The following is a 19,361-nucleotide window of genomic DNA, read 5'->3' on the forward strand; positions in this document are numbered from 1 at the left end:
GAGGAGATGACCGACCGATTCGTGGACGTATCGCTCGACAAGCGTGGTGTGCGCTGCACCGCGAAACTCCTCGACGACCGGGCGCCGGTCACCTGCGAGGCGGTGTGGCGGGCGCTCCCCCTGGGCGGCGACGTCTACCACGCGAAGTACGCCCGCAACGAGATCTACGCCCTGGTCGCTCCCTTCGCGGAGCGGGAGCCGCCGCTGGAGAACCCCACCGTCACGCCCATCCCGGGCGACCTGTGCTACTTCGCGTTCTCCGGCACCCAGTTGGGCACGGCCTCCCACGGCTACGGCCCCGCGCCCGCCCTCGACGCCGGCCGGGGCGTCGTCGACCTCGCCCTCTTCTACGAGCGCAACAACCTGCTGCTCAACGGCGACACCGGCTGGGTCCCCGGCATCGTCTGGGGCACGGTCGTCGACGGCCTCGACCGCATGGCGCAGGCATGCCAGGACCTGTGGCGCGCGGGCGCGCTCGGGGAGACCCTGACGTTCACGCGCGGCCGGGCACCGGACTGAACACCGCCGCCCCCGCCCCGTACAGCGCGTGCGCCGCGCGCAGCACCAGGTCGTCCCGGTGGCGGGCGGCCACCAGTTGCAGACCGACGGGAAGGCCGCCGGCGTCCAGGCCGCAGGGCACCGTGGCGGCGGGCTGCTGGGTGAGGTTGAAGGGGTACGTGAACGGGGTCCAGCCCGTCCAGCGGCGGTGCCCCGACCCCCGCGGCACCTCGGCGCCCGCCTCGAAGGCGGTCACCGGCAGGGTCGGCGTGAGCAGCAGGTCGTACGTCGCGTGGAACCGGCCCATGCGGCGGCCCAGGTCCATCCGGGCGTCGACCGCCGCCAGGTAGTCCAGGGCGCTGTACCGGGCGCCCCGGGCGGAGATCTCCCGCAGGCCCGGGTCCAGCAGCTCCCGCTGCCGCGCGCCGAAGTGCTGCACCAGCCGTGCGGCGCCGCTGAACCACAGCGTGTGGAACGCCTCCACCGGGTCCGCGAAGTCGGGGTCGGCCTCCTCGACGTACGCGCCGAGTCCGGCGAGCCGCTCCACCGCCGCGTGGACCGCCGCCGCCACGTCGGGGCGCACCGCCACCTGCCCGCCGAAGGACGCCGAGTACGCGACCCGCAGGCCCTTCACCCCGCCGTCGAGAGCGGCGGTCATGCTGCCGCCGGGGGCCAGCTGGGACCAGTCGCGCCAGTCGGGGCCGCTGATGACGTCCATCAGCAGCGCCGCGTCCGCCGCGTCCCGCGTCATCGGCCCCACGTGGGCGAGCGTCCCGAAGGGGCTGGAGGGGTACAGCGGCACCCGGCCGTACGTCGGCTTCAGCCCGAAGATCCCGCAGAACGACGCCGGGATGCGGACCGAGCCCCCGCCGTCCGTGCCGAGCGACAGCGGCCCCGCCCCGTACGCCACGGCCGCCGCGCTGCCGCCGCTGGAGCCGCCCGCCGTGCGCGCGGGGTCGTACGGATTGCCGGTCGCTCCGGACAGCGGCGAATCGGTGACGCCCTTCCAGCCGAACTCCGGTGTGGTCGTCTTGCCGAGGAACACCGCGCCGTGCTCCCGCAGCCGCGCGACGGAGGGTGCGTCCTCGTCCCACCGCGCTGCCGGCCATACGGTCCTGGAGCCCCGCAGCGTCGGCCCGCCCCGCATCAGCAGCAGGTCCTTCACCGACACCGGCACCCCGTCGACCAGCCCCCGCGGCTCCTTCTCGCGCCATCGCTCGGCGGACGCCTCCGCCTGCGCGAGGGCCTGATGGGCGTCGACCCGGACGAACGCGTTGACGAGCGGCTCCGCGGCTTCGATCCGGGCCAGGGCGGCGCGGGTCGCGTCGACGGGAGTGAACTCACCCTTCTCGTACCCGGCCAGCAGTTGACGGGCGGTCAGTGCGCTCAGGTCAGTCATGACTGGGGACGTACCCACGTTTCTTGTCCACCACGTTCGGCAGCGGCTTTCCCGACGCCCACCGTTCGTACAGGTCGACGAACTGCGCACCCAGTTCGTCGCGCCAGCCGACGGTGTCGCCGCTCATGTGCGGGGACACCAGCAGCCCGGGCACGTCCCACAGCGGGCTCTGCGGCGTCAGCGGCTCGGCGGCGAACACGTCCAGTGCCGCGCCCGCGATCCACCGCTTGCGCAGGGCGTCGACGAGGTCGTCCTCGACGACGAGCGGGCCGCGCCCCACGTTGATGAAGCGGGCCGACGGCGGCATGGCGCCGAAGGCCGCCGCGTCGAACATCCCGCGCGTCGCGTCGGTCAGCGGCGCGGCGCAGATCACCCAGTCGGCGCGTGAGAGCAGCGGGGGCAGGTCCTGGGCGCCGTGCACGCCGGGGCGCTCGGTGCGCCCGACCAGGGCGGTGACGACCCCCAGGGCCCGCAGCAGCCGGGCGGTCTCCCGCCCGATCGGCCCCGAACCCACGACCACCGCCCTGCTGCCCGCCACCCGCTGGGTCTCGCGGTGCTGCCAGCGCCGCTGCCGCTGGAGCTCCAGCGTGCCGGGCAGGTCCTTCGCCATGGCGACGACCAGGCCCGACACGTACTCCGCGATGGGCAGGTCGAAGATCCCGCGCGCGTTGGTCACCACCGTGTCCGACGCGACCAGCTCGGGACACAGGAGGTGGTCGACGCCCGCGCTGGCCGTGTGCACCCAGCGCGGCCGGGGGCCCTCGCCCGGCCAGAGGCGGCGTACCGCGTCGGAGGTGAAGTCCCACACCAGCAGCACGTCGGCCAGGGGCAGTTGACGGGCGAGCGTGGACTCGTCACCGTGCAGGATGCGGGCGCGTCCGGTCAGCCGGCCCAGCCGGGGCGGCGGATCGGCGTCGAGCACGAGAAGGGTCACTTCGGTCTCTTCGGACATGGAGGCGAAACCCCTTCGACACGTCTGACATGTACGGATTGCAGTACGGATCGACCACGCTCGCACCCGAACCCACGGTCGTCAACACAGGCATCTGGGGGCCGCATTGGACATCTCCTTCCTCGGCGGACCAAGGCCGCAACGCGGCGTCGGCGTCGTGGCCCCCTTCGACTTCGCGCTGGACCGGGAACTGTGGCGCTGGGTCCCCGACGAGATCTCGCTGCACCTCACCCGTACCCCGTTCGTCCCCGTCGAGGTCAGCCTCGATCTGGCCCGGCTCGTCAGCGAGCACGAGACGCTGCGCGAGGCGGTGCGGGCGCTGTGCGCGGTGGCGCCGGAAGTCGTCGCGTACGCCTGTACGTCGGGGAGTTTCGTCGGCGGAGTGGCCGGTGAGCGCGCGATGTGCGCGGCGATGACCCAGGCCGGTGAGCTGCCGTCCCTGACCACATCCGGCGCGCTGCTCGACGCGCTCGCCGCGCTGGGGGCGCGGCGGATCGCGCTGGTCACCCCGTACACCGAATCGGTGACCAGCTCCCTGGAGGAATATCTCGCCCAGGCCGGGACAGCGGTCACGGGACGCGCTTTCCTCGGACTGACCAGGCACATCTGGAAGGTCCCCTACCGGGATGTGGTCGACATGGCGAGACAGGCGGTGGTGGGAGCGGCGGACTGCCTCTTCATCAGCTGCACGAACCTGCCGACGTACGACGTGATCCCGCAACTGGAGGCGGAACTGCGGATGCCGGTGCTGTCCGCGAACCAGGTCACGATGTGGGCCGCGCTGCGGCGGATCGGCGCCCACGCGGTCGGCCCGTACCAGCGGCTGCTGATCGAGGAGGCACAGCGGGCGCGGCCGCCGGCGCCGGAGCAGTCCCAGAAACGGCAACAGCAACAAGAGGGGTGATCATGACAGCGGTCGGGTTTCTCTACCCGGGGCACTCCGCGGAGGACGACTACCCGCGGATCGAAATGCTGCTCGACAGCGACGTGCGGCTGTCCGTCGTGCACACCGACATCGGCGAGGACGCCCACCGCGTCGACGCCCTCCTGGAGATGGGTTCGCCCGCCCGTCTGGCGGCCGGGGTGGAGGAGCTGCGGCTCGCGGGCGCGGAGGCGGTGGTGTGGGCCTGCACGAGCGGCAGCTTCGTGCACGGCCCCGAGGGCGCGCAGGACCAGGTCAGCCTGCTGGCCCAGGCGGCCGGCCTGCCCGCCTCCAGCACGTCGTTCGCCTTCACCCACGCGGTACGGGAGCTGGGCGCGACCAGGGTCGCCGTCGCCGCGACGTATCCGGACGACGTGGCGGAGTACTTCGCCGACTTCCTGAAGGCGGCGGACATCGAGGTCCTCGCGACGCTCGGCAGCGGCGTCGTCACGGCCGCTGAGGCCGGCACCTGGGGCCGGGACGAGGTGCTGGAACTGGCCCGGGCGGGCGACCGTCCCGAGGCGCAGGCGGTCCTGCTGCCGGACACGGCGCTGCACACGGCGGCGTACCTGCCGGAGCTGGAGGAGGCGCTGGGCAAACCGGTCCTCACCGCGAACCAGGTCACCGTGTGGGAGGCCCTGCGGCTGGCGGACCGCAGGGTGCGCACGAAGAACCTGGGCGCGCTGTTCGCCCGGGAGGCGTAGGCGCGGGACGGGCGGGGGTACGGGGCGCGGCCCCGTACCCCCGCACCCCTGGGGCCGGTTCACCCCGGCCGGGGGAATAACCGGAGCCACCCTCCTGTTGGAGCGGTCGTTGTACGAACCGCACCGCACTACGCAGGAGGACCCACCGGTGGACGCGATCCGAGGCACGGCGAGCGGAAGCGCGCCCGTACCCCTTTCCGTACTCGACCTGGCGACGGTGGGCAGCGGCACCACCGCCACCGCCGCCCTGCGCACCAGCGTCGGCATCGCCCGCCGGGCGGAGGCGCGCGGCTTCCACCGGTACTGGGTCGCCGAGCACCACTCCATGCCCGGCGTCGCCAGCTCCTCCCCGGCCGTGATCCTCGCCCACATCGCCGCCCACACCGAGCGCATCCGCCTCGGCTCCGGCGGCGTCATGCTGCCCAACCACGCACCGCTGGTCATCGCCGAACAGTTCGGCACCCTCGAAGCCTTCGCGCCCGGCCGCGTCGACCTCGGGCTCGGCCGCGCCCCGGGCACCGACGGCGCCACCGCCGCCGCCCTGCGCCGCACCGACCGCCTGAACGAGGGGGCCGACGACTTCCCGCAGCAGCTCGCCGAACTGACCCGTTTCCTGGACGACGACTTCCCCGACGGCCACCCGTACGCCCGCATCCACGCGGTCCCCGGCCCCGTCCAGGGCCCCGCCGCCCGCCCGCCGATCTGGCTGCTCGGCTCCTCCGGCTTCAGCGCGCGCCTCGCCGCCACGCTCGGCCTGCCGTTCGCCTTCGCGCACCACTTCTCCGCGCAGAACACCCTTCCGGCGCTCGACCTCTACCGCGAGTCGTTCCGCCCCTCGGCCGTCCTCGACGCCCCGTACGCCCTCATCGGCGTCTCGGCCCTCGCGGCGGACGACGAGACGGAAGCCCGCCGCCAGGTCCTGACCGGCGCCCTGTCGATGGTCCGCCTGCGCACCGGCCGCCCGGGGCTGATACCGACGCCGGAGGAGGCGGCGGCGTACGCGTTCAGCCCCCTGGAGCGGGAGTTCGTCGACAGCTGGCTCGGCAACGTCGTCCACGGCACGCCGGACGCCGTCCGTTCGGGTCTCGACGACCTGGCCAAGCGCACCGGCGCCGACGAACTCATGATCACGGCCAACGCCCACAGTGGCGACGCCCGCCTGCGCTCATACGAACTCATCGCGGACGCGTACGGCCTGCCCCACCTCGGCTGAGCGCGAGCGTCAGACCCGCAGGCCCGGCCGGTCCTGCGGGCTGACGGCGATCATCGCCGCGATCCGCTCCGGCGTCACCGCCCGCGAGTACAGCCACCCCTGCCCCGTGTCGCACCCGATCCGGCGCAGCCGCGCCGCCTGCCCCGAGGTCTCCACGCACTCGGCCGTGACGGTCAGCCCCAGCCGGTGCGCGAGCTGCACCAGCGCTTCGACGATCGTTTCGTCAGCCGGGTTGGCGTGCGCCTCGTCCTGGAAGCCGCGGACGAACGACCCGTCCAGCTTGAGCACCGACACGGGCAGCCGGCTCAGGTACGCGAGGTTCGAGTAGCCGGTCCCGAAGTCGTCGATGGCGATGTGCACGCCCATGTCGCTCAGCGCCTGAAGGGCCTGGAGCGGCCGTCCCGCCGAGCCCATCACCGCCGATTCGGTGAGCTCCAGTTGCAGCAGGTTCGGCGCGAGCCCCGTCTCGGCGAGGATCCCGGCGACGTCCGCGACCAGGTCGGAGTCCCACACCTGGCGTACGGCGACGTTGACGCTGACGAAGATCGGCGGCGTGCCGGGGTGCGCGATCTGCCACTGCCGGGCCTGCCGGCAGGCGGTCCGCAGCACCCACCGGCCGAGCTGGACGATCGAGCCGTCCTCCTCGGCGATGGAGATGAACCGATTCGGCGCGAGTGTTCCGAACTGCGGGTGTTCCCAGCGCACGAGCGCCTCCACGCCGCGCACGCCGCCGCCCTCCAGGTCCACCAGCGGCTGGTACTCCAGGGTGAACTCGCCCCGTTCGACAGCCGGGCGCAGCGTGCTCGACAGGGCCTGACGGGTCATCCGGTGGGCGTTGCGCTCGGGGTCGAACAGCGTCCAGCGCGCCTTGCCGTCCGCCTTCGCCCAGTACAGCGTGGTGTCCGCCGCCTGCATCAGGCCGGTCGCCGTCGTCCCGGCTGCGGCCCGTTCCACGACGCCGATGGACGCGGACACCGCCAGGCGCTGCCCGGCGAGGTCGAACGGCTGCTGGAGCGCGGTCAGTACGGACTGGGCGAGGTCGGCGAGCTGTTCCGTACCGGTGGAGTCCTCGACCAGCAGGGCGAACTCGTCGCCGCCGAGCCGCGCGACCAGGTGGCCGCCGGCCCGCGCGTAGCCGTACTGGTCGGCGCACCGGGCCAGCCGTGAGGCGACGGCGGTCAGCAGCCGGTCGCCGACGCGGTGGCCGAGGGTGTCGTTGACGGCCTTGAAGCCGTCGAGGTCGAGATAGCAGACGCCGATCCGGCCCGTGCCGCCGTCGTCGTACGCGGAGTTCTCCAGCGCGGCGGTGAGGCGCTCGAAGAAGAGCGTGCGGTTGGGCAGGCGCGTCACCGGGTCGTGCATCTGGAGATGGCGCAGCCTGGCCTGCAGTTCGCGCCGGTCGCTGGTGTCCGCGACCGACAGCAGGACGGTGCCGCTGTCCGGTACGGGCGTGGCGGTCACCTCGGCCCACAGCGAGCGCCCGTCGAAGTGCTTGAGCCGGCGCGTGCAGCGGAAGCGGGCGCGCCGGCCGGCGAGGACTTCCAGGTAGGCGTGGAAGCTGCGGGCGTCGGACGCAAGGTCCAGGAGGTCCGCGGCGGACTGCTCGCGCAACTGGAGGGCGTCGGTGCCGAGGATCTGGCCGAGGGAGGGGTTGGCGGTGACGACCAGGCCCTCGCGGTCCACCACGGCCATGGCGAGGTGCGCGGCGTTGAAGGCGGCCCGGTAGTCGTGCCGGTCGGACACGTCGCGCGGCGCGGACCCGCCGTGCGGCGCGGACACCGGACGACTGGTGGCGTTACTCTGTGTGACGGTCGGTCGGACGGCATCGGGGGCTGAACCGGGTTTTTCGGAGGTTCCGCTCACCGCTCGCTCCCGCAGGGCATTGATCGCGTACAGATGTTCGTCGGGGTCGTCGGCGGGGTGGAGAGCCCCCAAGGGGCGGTCTCCACGCAGGAAAGTGTGCCGATCATAGAGGCTGTCGGCAGGGCCGTTCCAGCTACACCGCCGTGACGCGAAGCACCCGGGGCTCGCGGACGATCGTTTCTGCACAGGTGCGCCTTGCGGTGTTCCTCCGTGATTGATTGTGACTTTCCGTGATCTCGTCGGGGTGTCGGACTATCGACCGCCCCCTGAGGCCCGGTCACCCGTGTGGGGCAGTGGAACAGGGCATACGTCATGAAAACGCAACAATGTGGGTGGCGTGCCCCGTATTTCCGCACCCGGAGGTCGACGTGGTCCGCCAGCAGACACCCGGGGGAGCCGACCGGTCCAGCCGAAGCCGCCGCGAACGTCTGCGCAGTACGGCCGCCGTCTTCACCTCCCTCACGGCGCTCGCCGCCACCTCGCTCGTCGCGGGCCCCGCCGTCGCGGCGCGCGGCGACGGCCCGTGCGTGCTGACGCGCACCGCGGCGCACCACTCGCTGGGCCTCGACACCTGGAACCCGGCCTACCCGCGCCCCGTGAACACCCTCGACGCCGTCATGATCTTCCTGGCCTTCCCGGACTCCGCGCCCACCACCACCCCGGAGGAACTGGCCGCCGACTACTTCCCCGCGACCAGTGACTTCTTCCGCCGGGCCTCGTACGGGAGGTTCGCGCTCCGGCCGCATCCGCAGCGCGAGTGGGTCGAGATGCCGCAGGACTCCACGGCGTACGGCATAGAGCGCGACTGGGACGCGGGGCGGCGTACCGCCTACCTGCGCGACGCGGTGGCGGCGGCGGACGAGCAGGTCGACTTCCGGCGGTACGACATCGTCTACCTCATCGCGGACCCGGACGCGCCGGGCGTCGACTCCGACGCGACGAAGGTCGTCAACTTCGACAAGCCGCTGCGCGCCGACGGCCAGGGCATCCGGCGCATCGTCACCGTCTTCGAGCAGCACCCGCCGGACCGCAACGTGCTGGCCCACGAGACGGGGCACGTCTTCGACCTGCCGGACCTCTACCACCGGCCGGTGGACGGCAAGGGCGACTGGGACACGTACGTCGGCGACTGGGACGTGATGGGCAGCCAGTTCGGGCTCGCGCCGGAACTCTTCGGCTGGCACAAGTGGAAGCTCGGCTGGCTGGACCGCCGGCAGGTGGCCTGCGTGCCGGCGGACGGCTCGACCCACCTCACCCTGGAACCGCTGTCGGCGGATCCGCCGCGCGGGGCGAGGGGCGGCACGCGGCTCGCGGTCGTACCGACGGGCAAGGACAGCGTGCTCGCGATCGAGGCGCGCGGCGGGTCCGGCAACGACGAGTCGCTGTGCACGGAGGGCGTGCTGATCTACCGGGTCCGCAACGGGGCTGCCTCGGGCGGCGGACCGATCGAGGTCGTGGACGCCCACCCCCAGAGCGAGGCCTGCTGGGACCGGTCCGTCTACCCGCCGCTGGCGGACGCGCCGGTACTGGAGGGGGAGACGTTCACGGTGCCGGGCGAGGGGACACGGGTGGAGGTGGCGGAGCGCACCCGGTCGGGGGCGTGGACGGTGCGGATCACGCCGGGGGTGTGAGGCACGGCGTACGGGCGACGAAAAAGCCCCCCGCTTCCGCGAGGGGCTTTTCCCGTCTGTGCGCCGCCAGGGACTCGAACCCCGGACCCGCTGATCAGGAGTCCGATGGATGACGAGTCGGACGGTGCCGAATGATGCCGGGCCGGGCCGTTTCCGCAGGTCAACCGGTGTCAGTCCGTATCGGCCCGAACCGGTTCTCGACGGGGTGGTTCGGCGCGGCCGTTAGCCCCGCGCTAGCACGGCTTCGTCGGGCGACTGTGGCCCTGGTGCTGGGGGGAACAGTCATGAAGCTGCCCGCTTATGACCTCTACGCGGTGCTCGGCGTCCGCCCTGACGCTGATCTCGACACCATCCGCCGGGCGCATCGCGCCTGCGTGCGTCACGCTCACCCAGACCGTCGTCCGGAGGTAGACGCGGCCCGCGCCCATGAAGACATGGTGCGGATCAGCATGGCTTGGGCAGTTCTCATCGACCCACGTACGCGTGCCGAATGCGACGCGTCATCGCCTCCTCCACCACAACCCCGACCACGCCTCGTGATGTGTCAGCCGCAGCAGGTCGACTTCGGTGAGGTACCCATCGGCCAGACACCGGCCGATCAACTCGTCCTCTTCCATTTCGATGACTTCTCGACCATCCGCTCCTGGCGGCTCCTGGATGAAGGGGGCGTCTGCTGGGTGGCCGAACCGGTACCGCAGCCGCAGCTTCAGACGCGTCTGACAGTCCGGCTGCGCGGCCGGCCAGTGCCGTCAGACGCACCCACGCGTGTCTGGGATCAACTCCTCCGCATCCAGCTGGACGAGGTCACTGCCTCGCTTCGAGTTACGGCCACCATCACGGCGGCCCCCATGTCGATGCGCCTGGGCCGGCTGATCGTTGTCTTGGCGGCAGTCCTGAGCGTCATCCTGGGCGTGGTGATTGCCAGGGGAGCGGGCGAGCCACCTTGGTCAGACTCTGAGCAACCAAGGTCGAGGGCCGCCGCGGAGGCACCGGAGCGTCTCTCTGCGCCTGCCAATGGTCCTGGCACGGTGGTCTGGCGGGTGCCAGGGGTTGCAGACTTGCCCCCGACTCCCGTCTCCTCAGTGCCGCCTGTGGCACTGACCGATGACACGCTCTACGAGAGCAACACAACCTTTTCCACCGGATTCATCCGGGCCATCGACACCCGCTCGGGCCGAGTGCGCTGGACGGCCACGACCGCCGGCCTATCTGCGAACTGGACGCCCGTGCCGTTCCTCAGCGGCAGCGTTGTCGTCGGGTCGGACAATAGCGGCATCTTCGCGTTGAGCGCCCAGAACGGCCATGAACAATGGCGGCGAGACTGGTACTACAGCCGGAGATCTTGTGACGGGGGCCGTGTGGTGTCGTTGACCGGGCATGATGCTGGGTCTGACGGCTGAGCAGATAGCCGAGTGGGATGCCGAACTGTCCGCGTTGACCCGTTCGTTGGGGTATTTGTTCAACCGGCCGGAGCCTCGGGTGGTGTTCGCGCAGTTCATCGAGGGGCTGCTGGCGGAGCTGCCGAAGAAAAACGGGTGGACGTTGTCCGAGCGGGCCGGGCATGTGACCGCGGACCGGATGCAGTGAACCTCTTCCAACCTGACGGGTGGTTGGATCGGCGCCCTGGTGGCGGGCATAAAGAAAGCTCCTGGTGGACGGGGTCACAACCAAGATCACCAGTCCGCCAGGAGCTCTTGTGCTTGTCTACCCCGTCCGCCATCGATCTGTCCGGCCGCAGCCTGCAGCACCTCTCCGGTCTTCTCGCAGGTCACCGCCGCCGCATCGGTTCCCGGTGGCGTCGCCTGACCTGCGGCCGGCAGGCCCTGCTGGTCCTGGCCCACCTGCGCTGCGGTGATACCTACGCCCGCTTGGCGGCGGGATTCCGCGTCGGGTCGCCACGGTCTACCGATACATACGCGAGACCGTCGACCTCCTGGCGGCCCTCGCCCCCACGCTCGAGCAGGCCATGCGGACCGTGCGGAAGAAGGCGTACGTGATCCTCGACGGCACGCTCCTGCCGATCGACCGCATCGCTGCCGACCGGCCGTACTACTCGGGGAAGAAAAGCATCACGGGATGAACGTGCAGGTCATCGCCGATCCAGCCGGACGCCTGATCTGGGCATCGGGCGCGCTGCCGGGAGCCACGCACGACCTGACCGCGGCCCGGACCCACGGCATTCCCGCCGCCCTGGCCGCCGACGACATCAAGTGCTGGGCAGACAAGGCGTATCAAGGTGCGGGTCCTGCCATCCGCGTCCCGTTCCGGGGCAAGAACCTGCGCGGCTGGCGCCGGCGTCACAACCGGGACCACGCCAAGATCCGCAGCCTGGGCGAACGTGCCATGGCGATCCTCAAGTGCTGGCGGCTCCTGAGCAAACTCCGCTGCAGCACCACCCGGATCACATCCATCGTCCGAGCCATCGTCACCCTCGAACTCGCCAACTGATCAAGATGGAAAACGCTCACTGGCGGTGGCGCTCGGCGGCCGGCCAAGCGCGGCCAGACCAGCCGCGGGGACGCGGCCAAGGTCCGCGAGTGGGCCCAGAGCCAGGGCATTGAGGTCAGCAGCCGCGGTCGCATCCCGGCTGACCTGATGGAACGGTACGAAGCCGCCCACTGACTAACGCAACGCACCAACTGAGGCAGGGCCGCAGCCCCCGCCGCCCGATGGGCGGCGGGGGCTGCGGACATGAGTGGCCGGCTGCTAGAAGTAGGGTCTGCCGGCCTCGCCTCGCGCCGTACCGTAATGCCGGCGGAGGGGGTGACCGCACCGCCGCGTAGTCTCATGCCGCCGACATGACAAGACGGGGGCGTTCTCGATGGGAAGTAAGCCGGTACGCGTAGCACTGGGCGAAGTGTGGCTCACCTGCCAGGTCTGCCAGGGAGACCTGTTTCGGGAGCGGCGAGTCCTGCTCAACAGCGCAGGCATGGAGTTCATGAAGTTGGCCTGGGCCGACGAGAGTGCCACCGGTCTGATCTGTTGGCAATGCGGCTACGTCCACCTCTTCGTCAACAAGGCCATCAAGCTCTATAAGGCAGACAAGTAGGCGTGTGACCTTGTGCGTTCCCGTTCCCACTCCGATGCGGATGCCGAAGTCTGAGGTCTCACTCCGGCCGAAAGATTTCGTCGACACGAGCCAACTTGCGGGCGAACTGGTGGAACGTTGAACCAGGTCGGCGCCAACCTCAGATTATCCTCAGGCCTTGCCCTCAAACTCGCGTGTTGATCACTTGGCCGCTATGTTGACTGAGCCGGCTGACCAACCGGCTACGGGCATCCCAAATAGCAGCGCTTCTTGACCAGTTGCGTGCTCGCGGGTGCCTGCATCACCACGTTGGGGGAACAAACAAGTGAATGGCATACGTGCCCGCGCCTCTTTCCGTCGTAGGAACTCGACGGCGCTTCTCATAGCAACGACCGTTGCTGCAGGCTTGCTGACGTCGACGGGTAGCGCCCAGGCTGCACCTGGCGGCGACCCGGACATTTTCAGCCCTGCGGGCTACTCTGCCTACCTTCAAGAGCAGACAGCTGCCACGCCTGAAGCCAAGGAAACCCTTGACGGCTTCAAGGCGCTTTCTATCAGCGACAAGAAGAAGTTCCTGGACTACCTGCGGGATCCGGAAATCCTGAAGGCGGCTGTCGATGAGGCAGAGGGCGCGGTCGAACTGGCAGATGGGCAGACCGTAGCCCGCGAAGAAGTCAAAATTAACAAGGACGTCAGCCTGGTCTCCGAGCTGACGGAGCGCAAGGTGACGCCTCTTGCCGCCGCGGCGGGCCGGGACCATACCGTCACCTATAACGCTAACACCAAGGTGATGGGCATCAATATCACGAAGATGTCCGTGTGGGTTCGCTACCACGCCAAGCGCGGGGCTGTCACGAAGGTGTACAACAGCGGTTCCGCGAAGCAGAATTTCAACCCCGGCGTTGTACTCAGCGCCGAGAATGCGCGCCCCTGGGTAGCTAGCGGGAAGGCCCATGCTGAGACCGTGTGGGAGGGGAATCTCACCGCTCTCGGAGGCTTCATGCAGGTCGACAAGCGGCAGCATATAACAGCAGCTTGGGATGGGTCCTGGAAGGGCTCGATAAAGAACGCGTGACGGCAGTCGCCATCACAAGTAGGGAGAGAGCGGCATGACCAAGAGTGCCAAGATCGCCATTATCCTCGCTGCCATCGCAGTCTTCGGCGTGCTCCTCGCCGGCGGAGTTCTGTTCGTGGTGACCGAGTCCTGATTTAGCGGACGTGACGAGGCCGCAGCCTTCTGGCTGCGGCCTCGTCGTCATCTGCGGCTTCGACCAGCTGGCCGCGAGAGACGCGACGAGGGAAGTCGGGGAGATCAGTGGCAAGCAGCGCCCGAACAAACGACGTCCCGGCCGCCTACCACGGCGTGGATGACGGCGACCGGGCAGATGGTTATGCCAGCGGCGAGGACCCAGGCGATCATCGAGTCCCGATTCCGTAGCCGATGATGGGCGCCAGTCATCTGTGGCCAGGTCAAGACTGACGCCAGCCTTGCGACCCTTAGCCTCGCGCTTTCATGAGGTGGCCTGTCCAGAGGTTGATCACAAACGCAGAAAGTGCCCTTGACCTGCAACGATAGGACTTGCTGAGGGTCCTGTTGGCTGCAAGGGAAAGAGCACTTTCCAGGTGAAGCACTCTATCGGGTCCTATCCCCGTGTCCGCGTCCAGGACGACGGCCGCCAGGTCGTCTCCCAGGCCGGGTCGGTCCTGCTCGTCGAAACGGTCCGCAAGACCGGTCTTGACCAGGCCATATCCCAGGCCCTGGCTCCGTGGCGCAAACCGCGGGCCGTCCACGATCCCGGCAAGGCCCTCCTCGACGTCGCCCTGGCGGTCGCACTGGGCGGGGACTGCCTCGCGGACGTCGCGATCCTGCGCTGTGAGCCGGCCCTCTTCGGCCCGGTCGCCTCCGACCCGACCATCTCCCGCCTGATCGCCACCCTCGCCGCCTCCGGCGAGAAAGCCCTGCAGGCCATCCGGTCCGCACGCTCCGAAGTCCGCCACCGTGCCTGGTCGTTGGCCGGCGAGAACGCCTCGGACGCCGACGGCCAGGTCGTCATCGATCTCGACGGTGTCCTCGTGATCGCCCACTCCGACAAGGAGGACGCGGTCGCGACCTGGAAGAAGACCTACGGCCATCACCCGTTGACGGCCTTCCTCGACCACGGGCCGGGCGGAACCGGTGAACCCGTCGCCGCCTCCTGCGACCGGGAAACGCGGGCTCCAACACGGCAGCCGACCACATCACCACCGCCCAACTCGCCCTCGCCCAACTGCCGAAGAAGTACCGGCGAGGGCGGCAGACGCTGATCCGAACGGACTCTGCCGGCGGCACCCACGACTTCGTGTCCTGGCTCGCGCGACGAGGGCGATGGCTGTCCTACTCGGTCGGCATGACGGTCACCGAAGCGATCCACGAACACGTGCTGAAGATCCCCGCATCGGCCTGGACCCCGGCCGTCGAGACCGACGGTGAGGCCCGTGACGGGGCCTAGGTCGCCGAGCTCACCGGCAAGCTCCTGGGCGGCTGGCCCAAGGGCATGCGACTGATCGTCCGAAAGGAACGACCCCATCCCGGTGCCCAGTTGAGGATCACAGACGCGGACGGCATGCGGATCACGTGCTTCGCGACCAACACCCCTGACCGGCCGATCGCCGAACTCGAGCTCCGTCACCGGCTGCGGGCCCGGGCTGAGGACCGGATCCGGGCCGCGCGGGCCACCGGCCAGCGCAACCTGCCCCTCCACACCACAGCCCAGAACAAGGTCTGGCTCGAGATCGTCCAGATCGCGCTCGACCTGATGGCCTGGATGCCCATGCTCGCCCTCACCGGCAAGGCACGGCTCTGGGAACCCCGCCGCCTGCGATTCCGCCTGCTCTCCGCGGCCGGCCAACTCGTCACCACCGGCCGGCGCAGGATTCTCCGCCTCACTCAGCACTGGCCCTGGACCGGCGAGATCACCGCCGCCCTCGAACGGCTCGCGCTCCTGCCCAACCCCGGCTGACGAACAACGTCCACCGCTCCGACGACAACATCACCCGCCCCGGGCAGTGGAACCCGGCGCCTACTCGACGCGACAGCCGGGCCACCAACCTGCCCACCATCAGCTCCGGAAAGCGAAAGGGGCCACCGACTCCGTCGGCGGACCCTCACGAAAGATCGAGGTTAGCGCCTCGCGGCTAGGGCCACACCCAGCATGCGGGCAAAGACCTCGACCAACGTGACGTCGTCCTGGTGCAGGTCACCCGGCTTGAGGCAGTCGACTGTCAGGAGCCCGAACTTCGTGTCGCCGGCCGTCACCGCGCAGGTGATGTAGGTCTTGTAGGTGTCGCTGTCGGGCTTGAGCTCTGGCGGCAGTTGATCAACATCGTGAACGAACTGGCTTGTCCCCTCGTCGAGCAGCTTCAGTACCTCTCTGCCCCGTCGGTCGCACTCCCTGAAGACGGTCACCGGCGCGACATGCCGGCCCACCCATAAGTTGTTCTGACACTTGATCTCACGGGCCCCCGGCTGCGGGCTGGGCGACTCCTCCAGGAAGCATGCTCGCGCGTCTGGCGGACCGATCAGGTTGGCCGTGAGGGCCACGATCGCCAGCTTGGTCTGCTGTTTGAGTGCCTGCCGGTCGGCCCTGTTGTTGTTGGAGACGATCTGGTCGAGATTGAGGGCCAGCGGAACCAGTACATCCTCGAACGCCCGGCGCTGGTTCTTGGTCGCTGCCTCAGCAGCCTGGTGCGCCGTGGCGACGCGGCGGTTAGCCAACCAAACCGTCGTCAGGGTAGCTATCGCTCCGATGCTGGTGATCGTCCAGAACAGCCAGTCAGCCATGTCGAGGCCGATGACCATCTGAGCGACATATGCCAGCACTGCCAGGATGCCCGCAGCGATCGCGCCCTTGCCCACTTGCAACCCCCCGCCCCCGGACAAATAGCCGGGAAGCACCAGTCACGAACGATACACGGAGAGTAGCCCAAGTGGGCGAAATCCGTTTCATCGGCGGCCTGTTGGGGTATTTCTCGGCTAGTGTGTCGAGTCGATAGACGTTGGCGTAGCCAGCTTCTCGACACGCGTCCATCGTCGCTTGGGGCCGCTTGCCGCCGCAAGGCAGCCGGAGACTGGCGACACCGACGCGGTGGCAGGTTTCGTTGACCGATGATGACGAGAGCTCACCTCGGGGTCAGGGACAGGCTTCCAAGGCCCGCCACGGCAACGAGGAAGCTGAGTCCTGGGGGGATTCGATCATGACTACACCTGCGGGTGTTTGGAACGGCATCGCTTTAGAGGCTGACCCTCGGATGAGGGAGTTTCGAGCCGACCCTGTCGCCTACATGGAGCAACGGGCCAGCACCCTTCGGTCAGGCGACTTGGACGAAGAGGAGGCGCGTCTGATGAAGCAGAAGAATCGGCGCATCCGCGTGGCGCTGTCCGACCTGCTGCACTTCTTCCGCACCAAGTGACATCTGCGCCCGCGCTATGCGGGCGCGGGACGACCACGAAGACCATCTGAACGTTGACTCTGGCTCCGTCCCTTGGGCGGAGCCAGAGTCAGTTGCGCTGACAGCCGAGGTGCCTCGGAGCCGTGCGCAGAAGCGCAGCAGACGCATGAGGGCCGACAGCCCGGGCAATCGTTAGAGCTCCAGGTTCTGCCGGAACGAAAGGAGCAAGCGGTGGCTGCGGACCGAGAGTATTCGCAAGCCAGCCCGTTGACCGCGATGAGCGTCGGGCAAGACTGGTCCTTCGAAGGCGCCCTGAGCGACGTTTCCGCAGCCAGGAACTGGGCCGCCGACTTCCTGTACGGCCTCGCTCCCTGGCAGCCACCAGCTTCACCTGAGATCCTACGACGACGTGCTGCTGGTCGTCACCGAACTGGCGTCAAACGCCTTCACCTATGCGCCCGGCCCCTTCACTCTCAACTTGCAGGCCGCGATGACAGGAACGGTGCACGTCGCCGTGACCGACACCAACCCCAGCGTTCCCAGCCCGCGGCCGGTTGACCACGCCGGCCGGGGTGGACTGGGGTGGCATCTCATCAACACACTCGCGGATGAGGTCATCGCCGTGCCAGACGGTGACGGCAAGACGGCACGCCTTTCTTCCGTGGTAACCAACGATGCTGGGTACCGCGCCGGGAGCTCGTGCCGAGTGGCCTCTCCGGGGTGGAGGCCCTGGACCGCGGACGGCACAGGGCACCCCCTCCGCCGCCCGCCTACCCGGCACGCCACTTGGGCAGGCCGTTGAGATTGAGCCATCACCAGCACATGCTGCAGCGCCCGTCCCGGCAATGGGACGGGCGCTTTCAAGCGGGAGAGGCTTGGGGGCGTGAGACGCAGATACTGCCGGCGCAGATGTTGACCTTGACCGGCAGGACGGTGATGCCGAACTTCGTCATGTAGGTGCATCCCGTCCCACGCATCCGCCGCCACCCGGCGGGCTGCCCGCACACAGGCGCGCATCTGGGTGACGCGATCGCAGCAGGCGCGGCGCGGAGTCAGGGAGCCATGGGTCAGCCACGACCGAGAGTCGCCTTAGCGTCACGCAGGCGATCTCGGTGCGGATCGAGCTGCTGATGACCACCCCGCCAAGTCACGCGATAAGCGGGTCCTCGCAGTCGGCGAGCGAGCCTGAGGCGAGAGATCTTGATGCTCTCTCGAAAAATCCCGCCGAACCCCCTCCGGCCTACCTGGCCAATAGATACCCTCAAAAAGGAGGGGCTCCGCAGCTCGCTCGTGTGTTCCTTTTGTTTGCAGACACCTCTGACAGGAGGGCCTGTTACCATGTCAATTCCGCGCGTCAATATTGCCTTCGCCGGTCTGACTGCGGCCGGGAAAACTACGCACGCACGGCTCCTAGCTGATCACTTGGGATACGAGTATGTATCAGCCACCCAGATCATGCTCGAAATTCTCGGCATAGCCACGCAGGACACAAAGCGGGTCTGGTTTCACCACATGGATGAGATCGAACAAGCGCGTTCTGGCGACCGTATCGATCAGGAGTTAGAGCGCCGCCTCCTTGAACTCGCCCTGGCCAAAGAAGGCTTGGTTCTCGATACCTGGGCCATGGCCTGGATCTGCCCGGACCCAATCATCCGCATCTGGATCGACAGTGACCGCCTGTCCCGTCATTGGAAGTGCTTCGTCTCGCAAGGCCAACCGCCGAAGCTGGCGTTACCTGGCTGTGCCACACTCATCGACCGGAAGGACGAATCGACCCGCGATAGTTTTCTTCGCCGCCACAACTTCGACCTCTTCGCCGATCACGCGATGTTCGACGCCGTCTTGACCAACACTCACCTGATCAGCGAGCCCTCTCCCGTCGCGACGGAAGAGGGCATTCGGTTGTTTGCGCCGGTGGTGCAGCTCGTAGCCGACCATCTACTCGGCCGCGTCCCATGGTCCGAGGTTCAGGCCACCTTGCAAGGAGCGGACCCGCGGCAGGCCCGAAGCGTCCTGCACTTGAAGACCGCTGGCTAAAGAGGCCGCCTCCAGACCGGAAGGGAGCAGCATGGATCGACTGAACCCGGCGTTCGCCAAGGACTTCGAGGCGTTGTACGCGGATAGCCGGTACTTGTACGAGATGGCCTTGGACCGCGTCACCGACGCTCTGCGGGCTATCACGCGCGACCGTAATCGCTTCACAGTTGCCCAGCAGCGTCGCATCCGGGTCGAGCCCGGGCGGGTCAAGGAAGCCAACCGCCTGCTAGCCAAGGCCCAGAACCCAAAGTATGACAGCCGAATCGGCCGGCCCGAGGACATCTTTGACGTCATTACCGACGTGGCCGGAACGCGTGTTACCTGCAATACCACTGAGGATGTCCGGGCGGTAGAGCGGGCGATCATTAGCTCTCAGACCCTGCTCCATCCGAGGACCGTCCCGGAGGATAAGGCGCGCGAGGATTACATCAGCTCGCCCAAGCCGAGCGGTTACCGGGCGGTGCACCTATTGGTCGAGGTCGCCGTCCCCCAGGGCGGAGAATTCTGCCAAGTCAGTCGCGAGATCCAGATCAGGACCTTGCTTCAGCACGCCTGGGGGGAGCTGACACACGAAGACACGTTCAAGCCAGAGGTGAAGGTCCCGCCTCTGGTCACGGCCCTCAGTAAGCGGCTAGTGCGTTGGCCACGAAGGTTCGCCGGGGCTGATTAGGCGGCTTTGGGCCGTG

General features: G+C 68.8%; 15 protein-coding genes and 4 pseudogenes. 15 read left to right on the forward strand and 4 right to left on the reverse strand.

Going from position 1 to position 19,361, the window contains the following annotated elements:
• Positions 1-6 precede the first annotated feature (6 nt).
• On the forward strand, positions 7-519 hold the full coding sequence (locus IE185_RS29790; protein ID WP_138894269.1) for a DUF3830 family protein: 513 nt from the start codon (positions 7-9) through the stop codon (positions 517-519).
• On the opposite strand, the gene IE185_RS29795 is transcribed toward IE185_RS29790, so the two are convergent.
• Both IE185_RS29795 and IE185_RS29800 read right to left on the reverse strand, forming a co-directional pair.
• Positions 494-1,897 carry an amidase gene (locus tag IE185_RS29795; RefSeq protein ID WP_138894268.1) on the reverse strand — a complete coding sequence of 468 codons (1,404 nt, stop codon included), beginning with the start codon at positions 1,895-1,897 and terminating at the stop codon, positions 494-496. The two genes, IE185_RS29790 and IE185_RS29795, sit on opposite strands and share 26 nt — an antisense overlap.
• Entirely contained in the window at positions 1,890-2,849 is a 960-nt protein-coding gene (locus tag IE185_RS29800) for a D-2-hydroxyacid dehydrogenase (protein ID WP_138894267.1), read from the reverse strand. The genes IE185_RS29795 and IE185_RS29800 overlap by 8 nt, the downstream gene beginning before the upstream one ends.
• A 106-nt stretch (positions 2,850-2,955) precedes the next feature.
• Here IE185_RS29800 and IE185_RS29805 point away from each other — a divergent pair, with 106 nt between their 5' ends.
• The 3 genes from IE185_RS29805 (at position 2,956) to IE185_RS29815 (ending at position 5,688) form a co-directional block, all read left to right on the forward strand.
• Entirely contained in the window at positions 2,956-3,753 is a 798-nt protein-coding gene (locus IE185_RS29805; RefSeq protein ID WP_138894266.1) for a maleate cis-trans isomerase family protein, read from the forward strand.
• Positions 3,754-3,755: 2 nt separating this feature from the next.
• A complete protein-coding gene (locus IE185_RS29810) occupies positions 3,756-4,475 on the forward strand; it encodes a maleate cis-trans isomerase family protein (RefSeq protein ID WP_138894265.1) in 720 nt (239 codons plus the stop codon).
• A 148-nt stretch (positions 4,476-4,623) separates the two neighbouring features.
• On the forward strand, positions 4,624-5,688 hold the full coding sequence (locus IE185_RS29815; RefSeq protein WP_138894264.1) for an LLM class flavin-dependent oxidoreductase: 1,065 nt from the start codon (positions 4,624-4,626) through the stop codon (positions 5,686-5,688).
• Between the two features lie 9 nt (positions 5,689-5,697).
• On the opposite strand, the gene IE185_RS29820 is transcribed toward IE185_RS29815, so the two are convergent.
• Complete coding sequence (locus tag IE185_RS29820; RefSeq protein WP_373303776.1) at positions 5,698-7,467, reverse strand: putative bifunctional diguanylate cyclase/phosphodiesterase; 1,770 nt, start codon at positions 7,465-7,467, stop codon at positions 5,698-5,700.
• A gap of 410 nt (positions 7,468-7,877) precedes the next feature.
• Here IE185_RS29820 and IE185_RS29825 point away from each other — a divergent pair, with 410 nt between their 5' ends.
• From IE185_RS29825 to IE185_RS29860, 8 genes and pseudogenes are all read left to right on the forward strand, one after another.
• Positions 7,878-9,182, forward strand: a complete 1,305-nt coding sequence (locus IE185_RS29825) for a M6 family metalloprotease domain-containing protein (protein ID WP_138894263.1) — start codon at positions 7,878-7,880, stop codon at positions 9,180-9,182.
• 284 nt (positions 9,183-9,466) lie between these two features.
• A complete protein-coding gene (locus tag IE185_RS29830; protein ID WP_170198259.1) occupies positions 9,467-10,582 on the forward strand; it encodes a J domain-containing protein in 1,116 nt (371 codons plus the stop codon).
• Positions 10,572-10,766, forward strand: a pseudogene (locus tag IE185_RS29835) (IS701 family transposase); the annotation flags it as partial. The gene IE185_RS29830 and the pseudogene IE185_RS29835, both read left to right, overlap by 11 nt.
• 116 nt (positions 10,767-10,882) lie before the next feature.
• Positions 10,883-11,630: pseudogene (locus tag IE185_RS29840) on the forward strand (transposase family protein).
• A 72-nt stretch (positions 11,631-11,702) separates the two neighbouring features.
• Positions 11,703-11,804: pseudogene (locus IE185_RS33760) on the forward strand (Lsr2 family DNA-binding protein); the annotation flags it as partial.
• A gap of 199 nt (positions 11,805-12,003) precedes the next feature.
• The gene (locus IE185_RS29850) at positions 12,004-12,231 is read left to right on the forward strand and encodes a hypothetical protein (RefSeq protein ID WP_138894260.1); all 228 of its coding nucleotides are present in this window, start codon (positions 12,004-12,006) and stop codon (positions 12,229-12,231) included.
• Positions 12,232-12,535: 304 nt separating this feature from the next.
• On the forward strand, positions 12,536-13,285 hold the full coding sequence (locus IE185_RS29855; RefSeq protein WP_138894259.1) for a hypothetical protein: 750 nt from the start codon (positions 12,536-12,538) through the stop codon (positions 13,283-13,285).
• 548 nt (positions 13,286-13,833) lie between these two features.
• Positions 13,834-15,209, forward strand: a pseudogene (locus tag IE185_RS29860) (IS1380 family transposase).
• A gap of 161 nt (positions 15,210-15,370) precedes the next feature.
• On the opposite strand, the gene IE185_RS29865 reads toward IE185_RS29860, so the two are convergent.
• Positions 15,371-16,105: a hypothetical protein gene (locus tag IE185_RS29865; RefSeq protein WP_229843765.1), complete on the reverse strand. Its 735-nt coding sequence runs from the start codon at positions 16,103-16,105 to the stop codon at positions 15,371-15,373.
• A 942-nt stretch (positions 16,106-17,047) separates the two neighbouring features.
• Between IE185_RS29865 and IE185_RS29870 the strand changes: the two genes are divergently transcribed.
• The 3 genes from IE185_RS29870 to IE185_RS29880 all read left to right on the forward strand — a co-directional run bounded on the left by IE185_RS29870 (position 17,048) and on the right by IE185_RS29880 (position 19,345).
• Complete coding sequence (locus IE185_RS29870; RefSeq protein ID WP_229843766.1) at positions 17,048-17,440, forward strand: ATP-binding protein; 393 nt, start codon at positions 17,048-17,050, stop codon at positions 17,438-17,440.
• A gap of 536 nt (positions 17,441-17,976) precedes the next feature.
• Positions 17,977-18,675 carry a cytidylate kinase family protein gene (locus IE185_RS29875; protein ID WP_170198258.1) on the forward strand — a complete coding sequence of 233 codons (699 nt, stop codon included), beginning with the start codon at positions 17,977-17,979 and terminating at the stop codon, positions 18,673-18,675.
• A 31-nt stretch (positions 18,676-18,706) separates the two neighbouring features.
• Entirely contained in the window at positions 18,707-19,345 is a 639-nt protein-coding gene (locus IE185_RS29880; RefSeq protein ID WP_138894257.1) for a GTP pyrophosphokinase, read from the forward strand.
• The last annotated feature ends 16 nt before the right edge of the window (positions 19,346-19,361 follow it).

The sequence above is a fragment of the Streptomyces chryseus genome, from assembly GCF_014650755.1.
Classification (GTDB): Bacteria; Actinomycetota; Actinomycetes; order Streptomycetales; family Streptomycetaceae; genus Streptomyces; species Streptomyces chryseus.

Bases quoted from the DNA above. Each gene is read 5' to 3' on its own strand.
- IE185_RS29875 (WP_170198258.1), top strand. From the start codon at position 17,977: ATGTCAATTCCGCGCGTCAATATTGCCTTCGCCGGTCTGACTGCGGCC.
- IE185_RS29800 (WP_138894267.1), bottom strand. From the start codon at position 2,849: ATGTCCGAAGAGACCGAAGTGACCCTTCTCGTGCTCGACGCCGATCCG.
- IE185_RS29880 (WP_138894257.1), top strand. From the start codon at position 18,707: ATGGATCGACTGAACCCGGCGTTCGCCAAGGACTTCGAGGCGTTGTAC.
- IE185_RS29830 (WP_170198259.1), top strand. From the start codon at position 9,467: ATGAAGCTGCCCGCTTATGACCTCTACGCGGTGCTCGGCGTCCGCCCT.
- IE185_RS29810 (WP_138894265.1), top strand. From the start codon at position 3,756: ATGACAGCGGTCGGGTTTCTCTACCCGGGGCACTCCGCGGAGGACGAC.
- IE185_RS29795 (WP_138894268.1), bottom strand. From the start codon at position 1,897: ATGACTGACCTGAGCGCACTGACCGCCCGTCAACTGCTGGCCGGGTAC.
- IE185_RS29850 (WP_138894260.1), top strand. From the start codon at position 12,004: ATGGGAAGTAAGCCGGTACGCGTAGCACTGGGCGAAGTGTGGCTCACC.
- IE185_RS29825 (WP_138894263.1), top strand. From the start codon at position 7,878: ATGTGGGTGGCGTGCCCCGTATTTCCGCACCCGGAGGTCGACGTGGTC.
- IE185_RS29790 (WP_138894269.1), top strand. From the start codon at position 7: ATGACCGACCGATTCGTGGACGTATCGCTCGACAAGCGTGGTGTGCGC.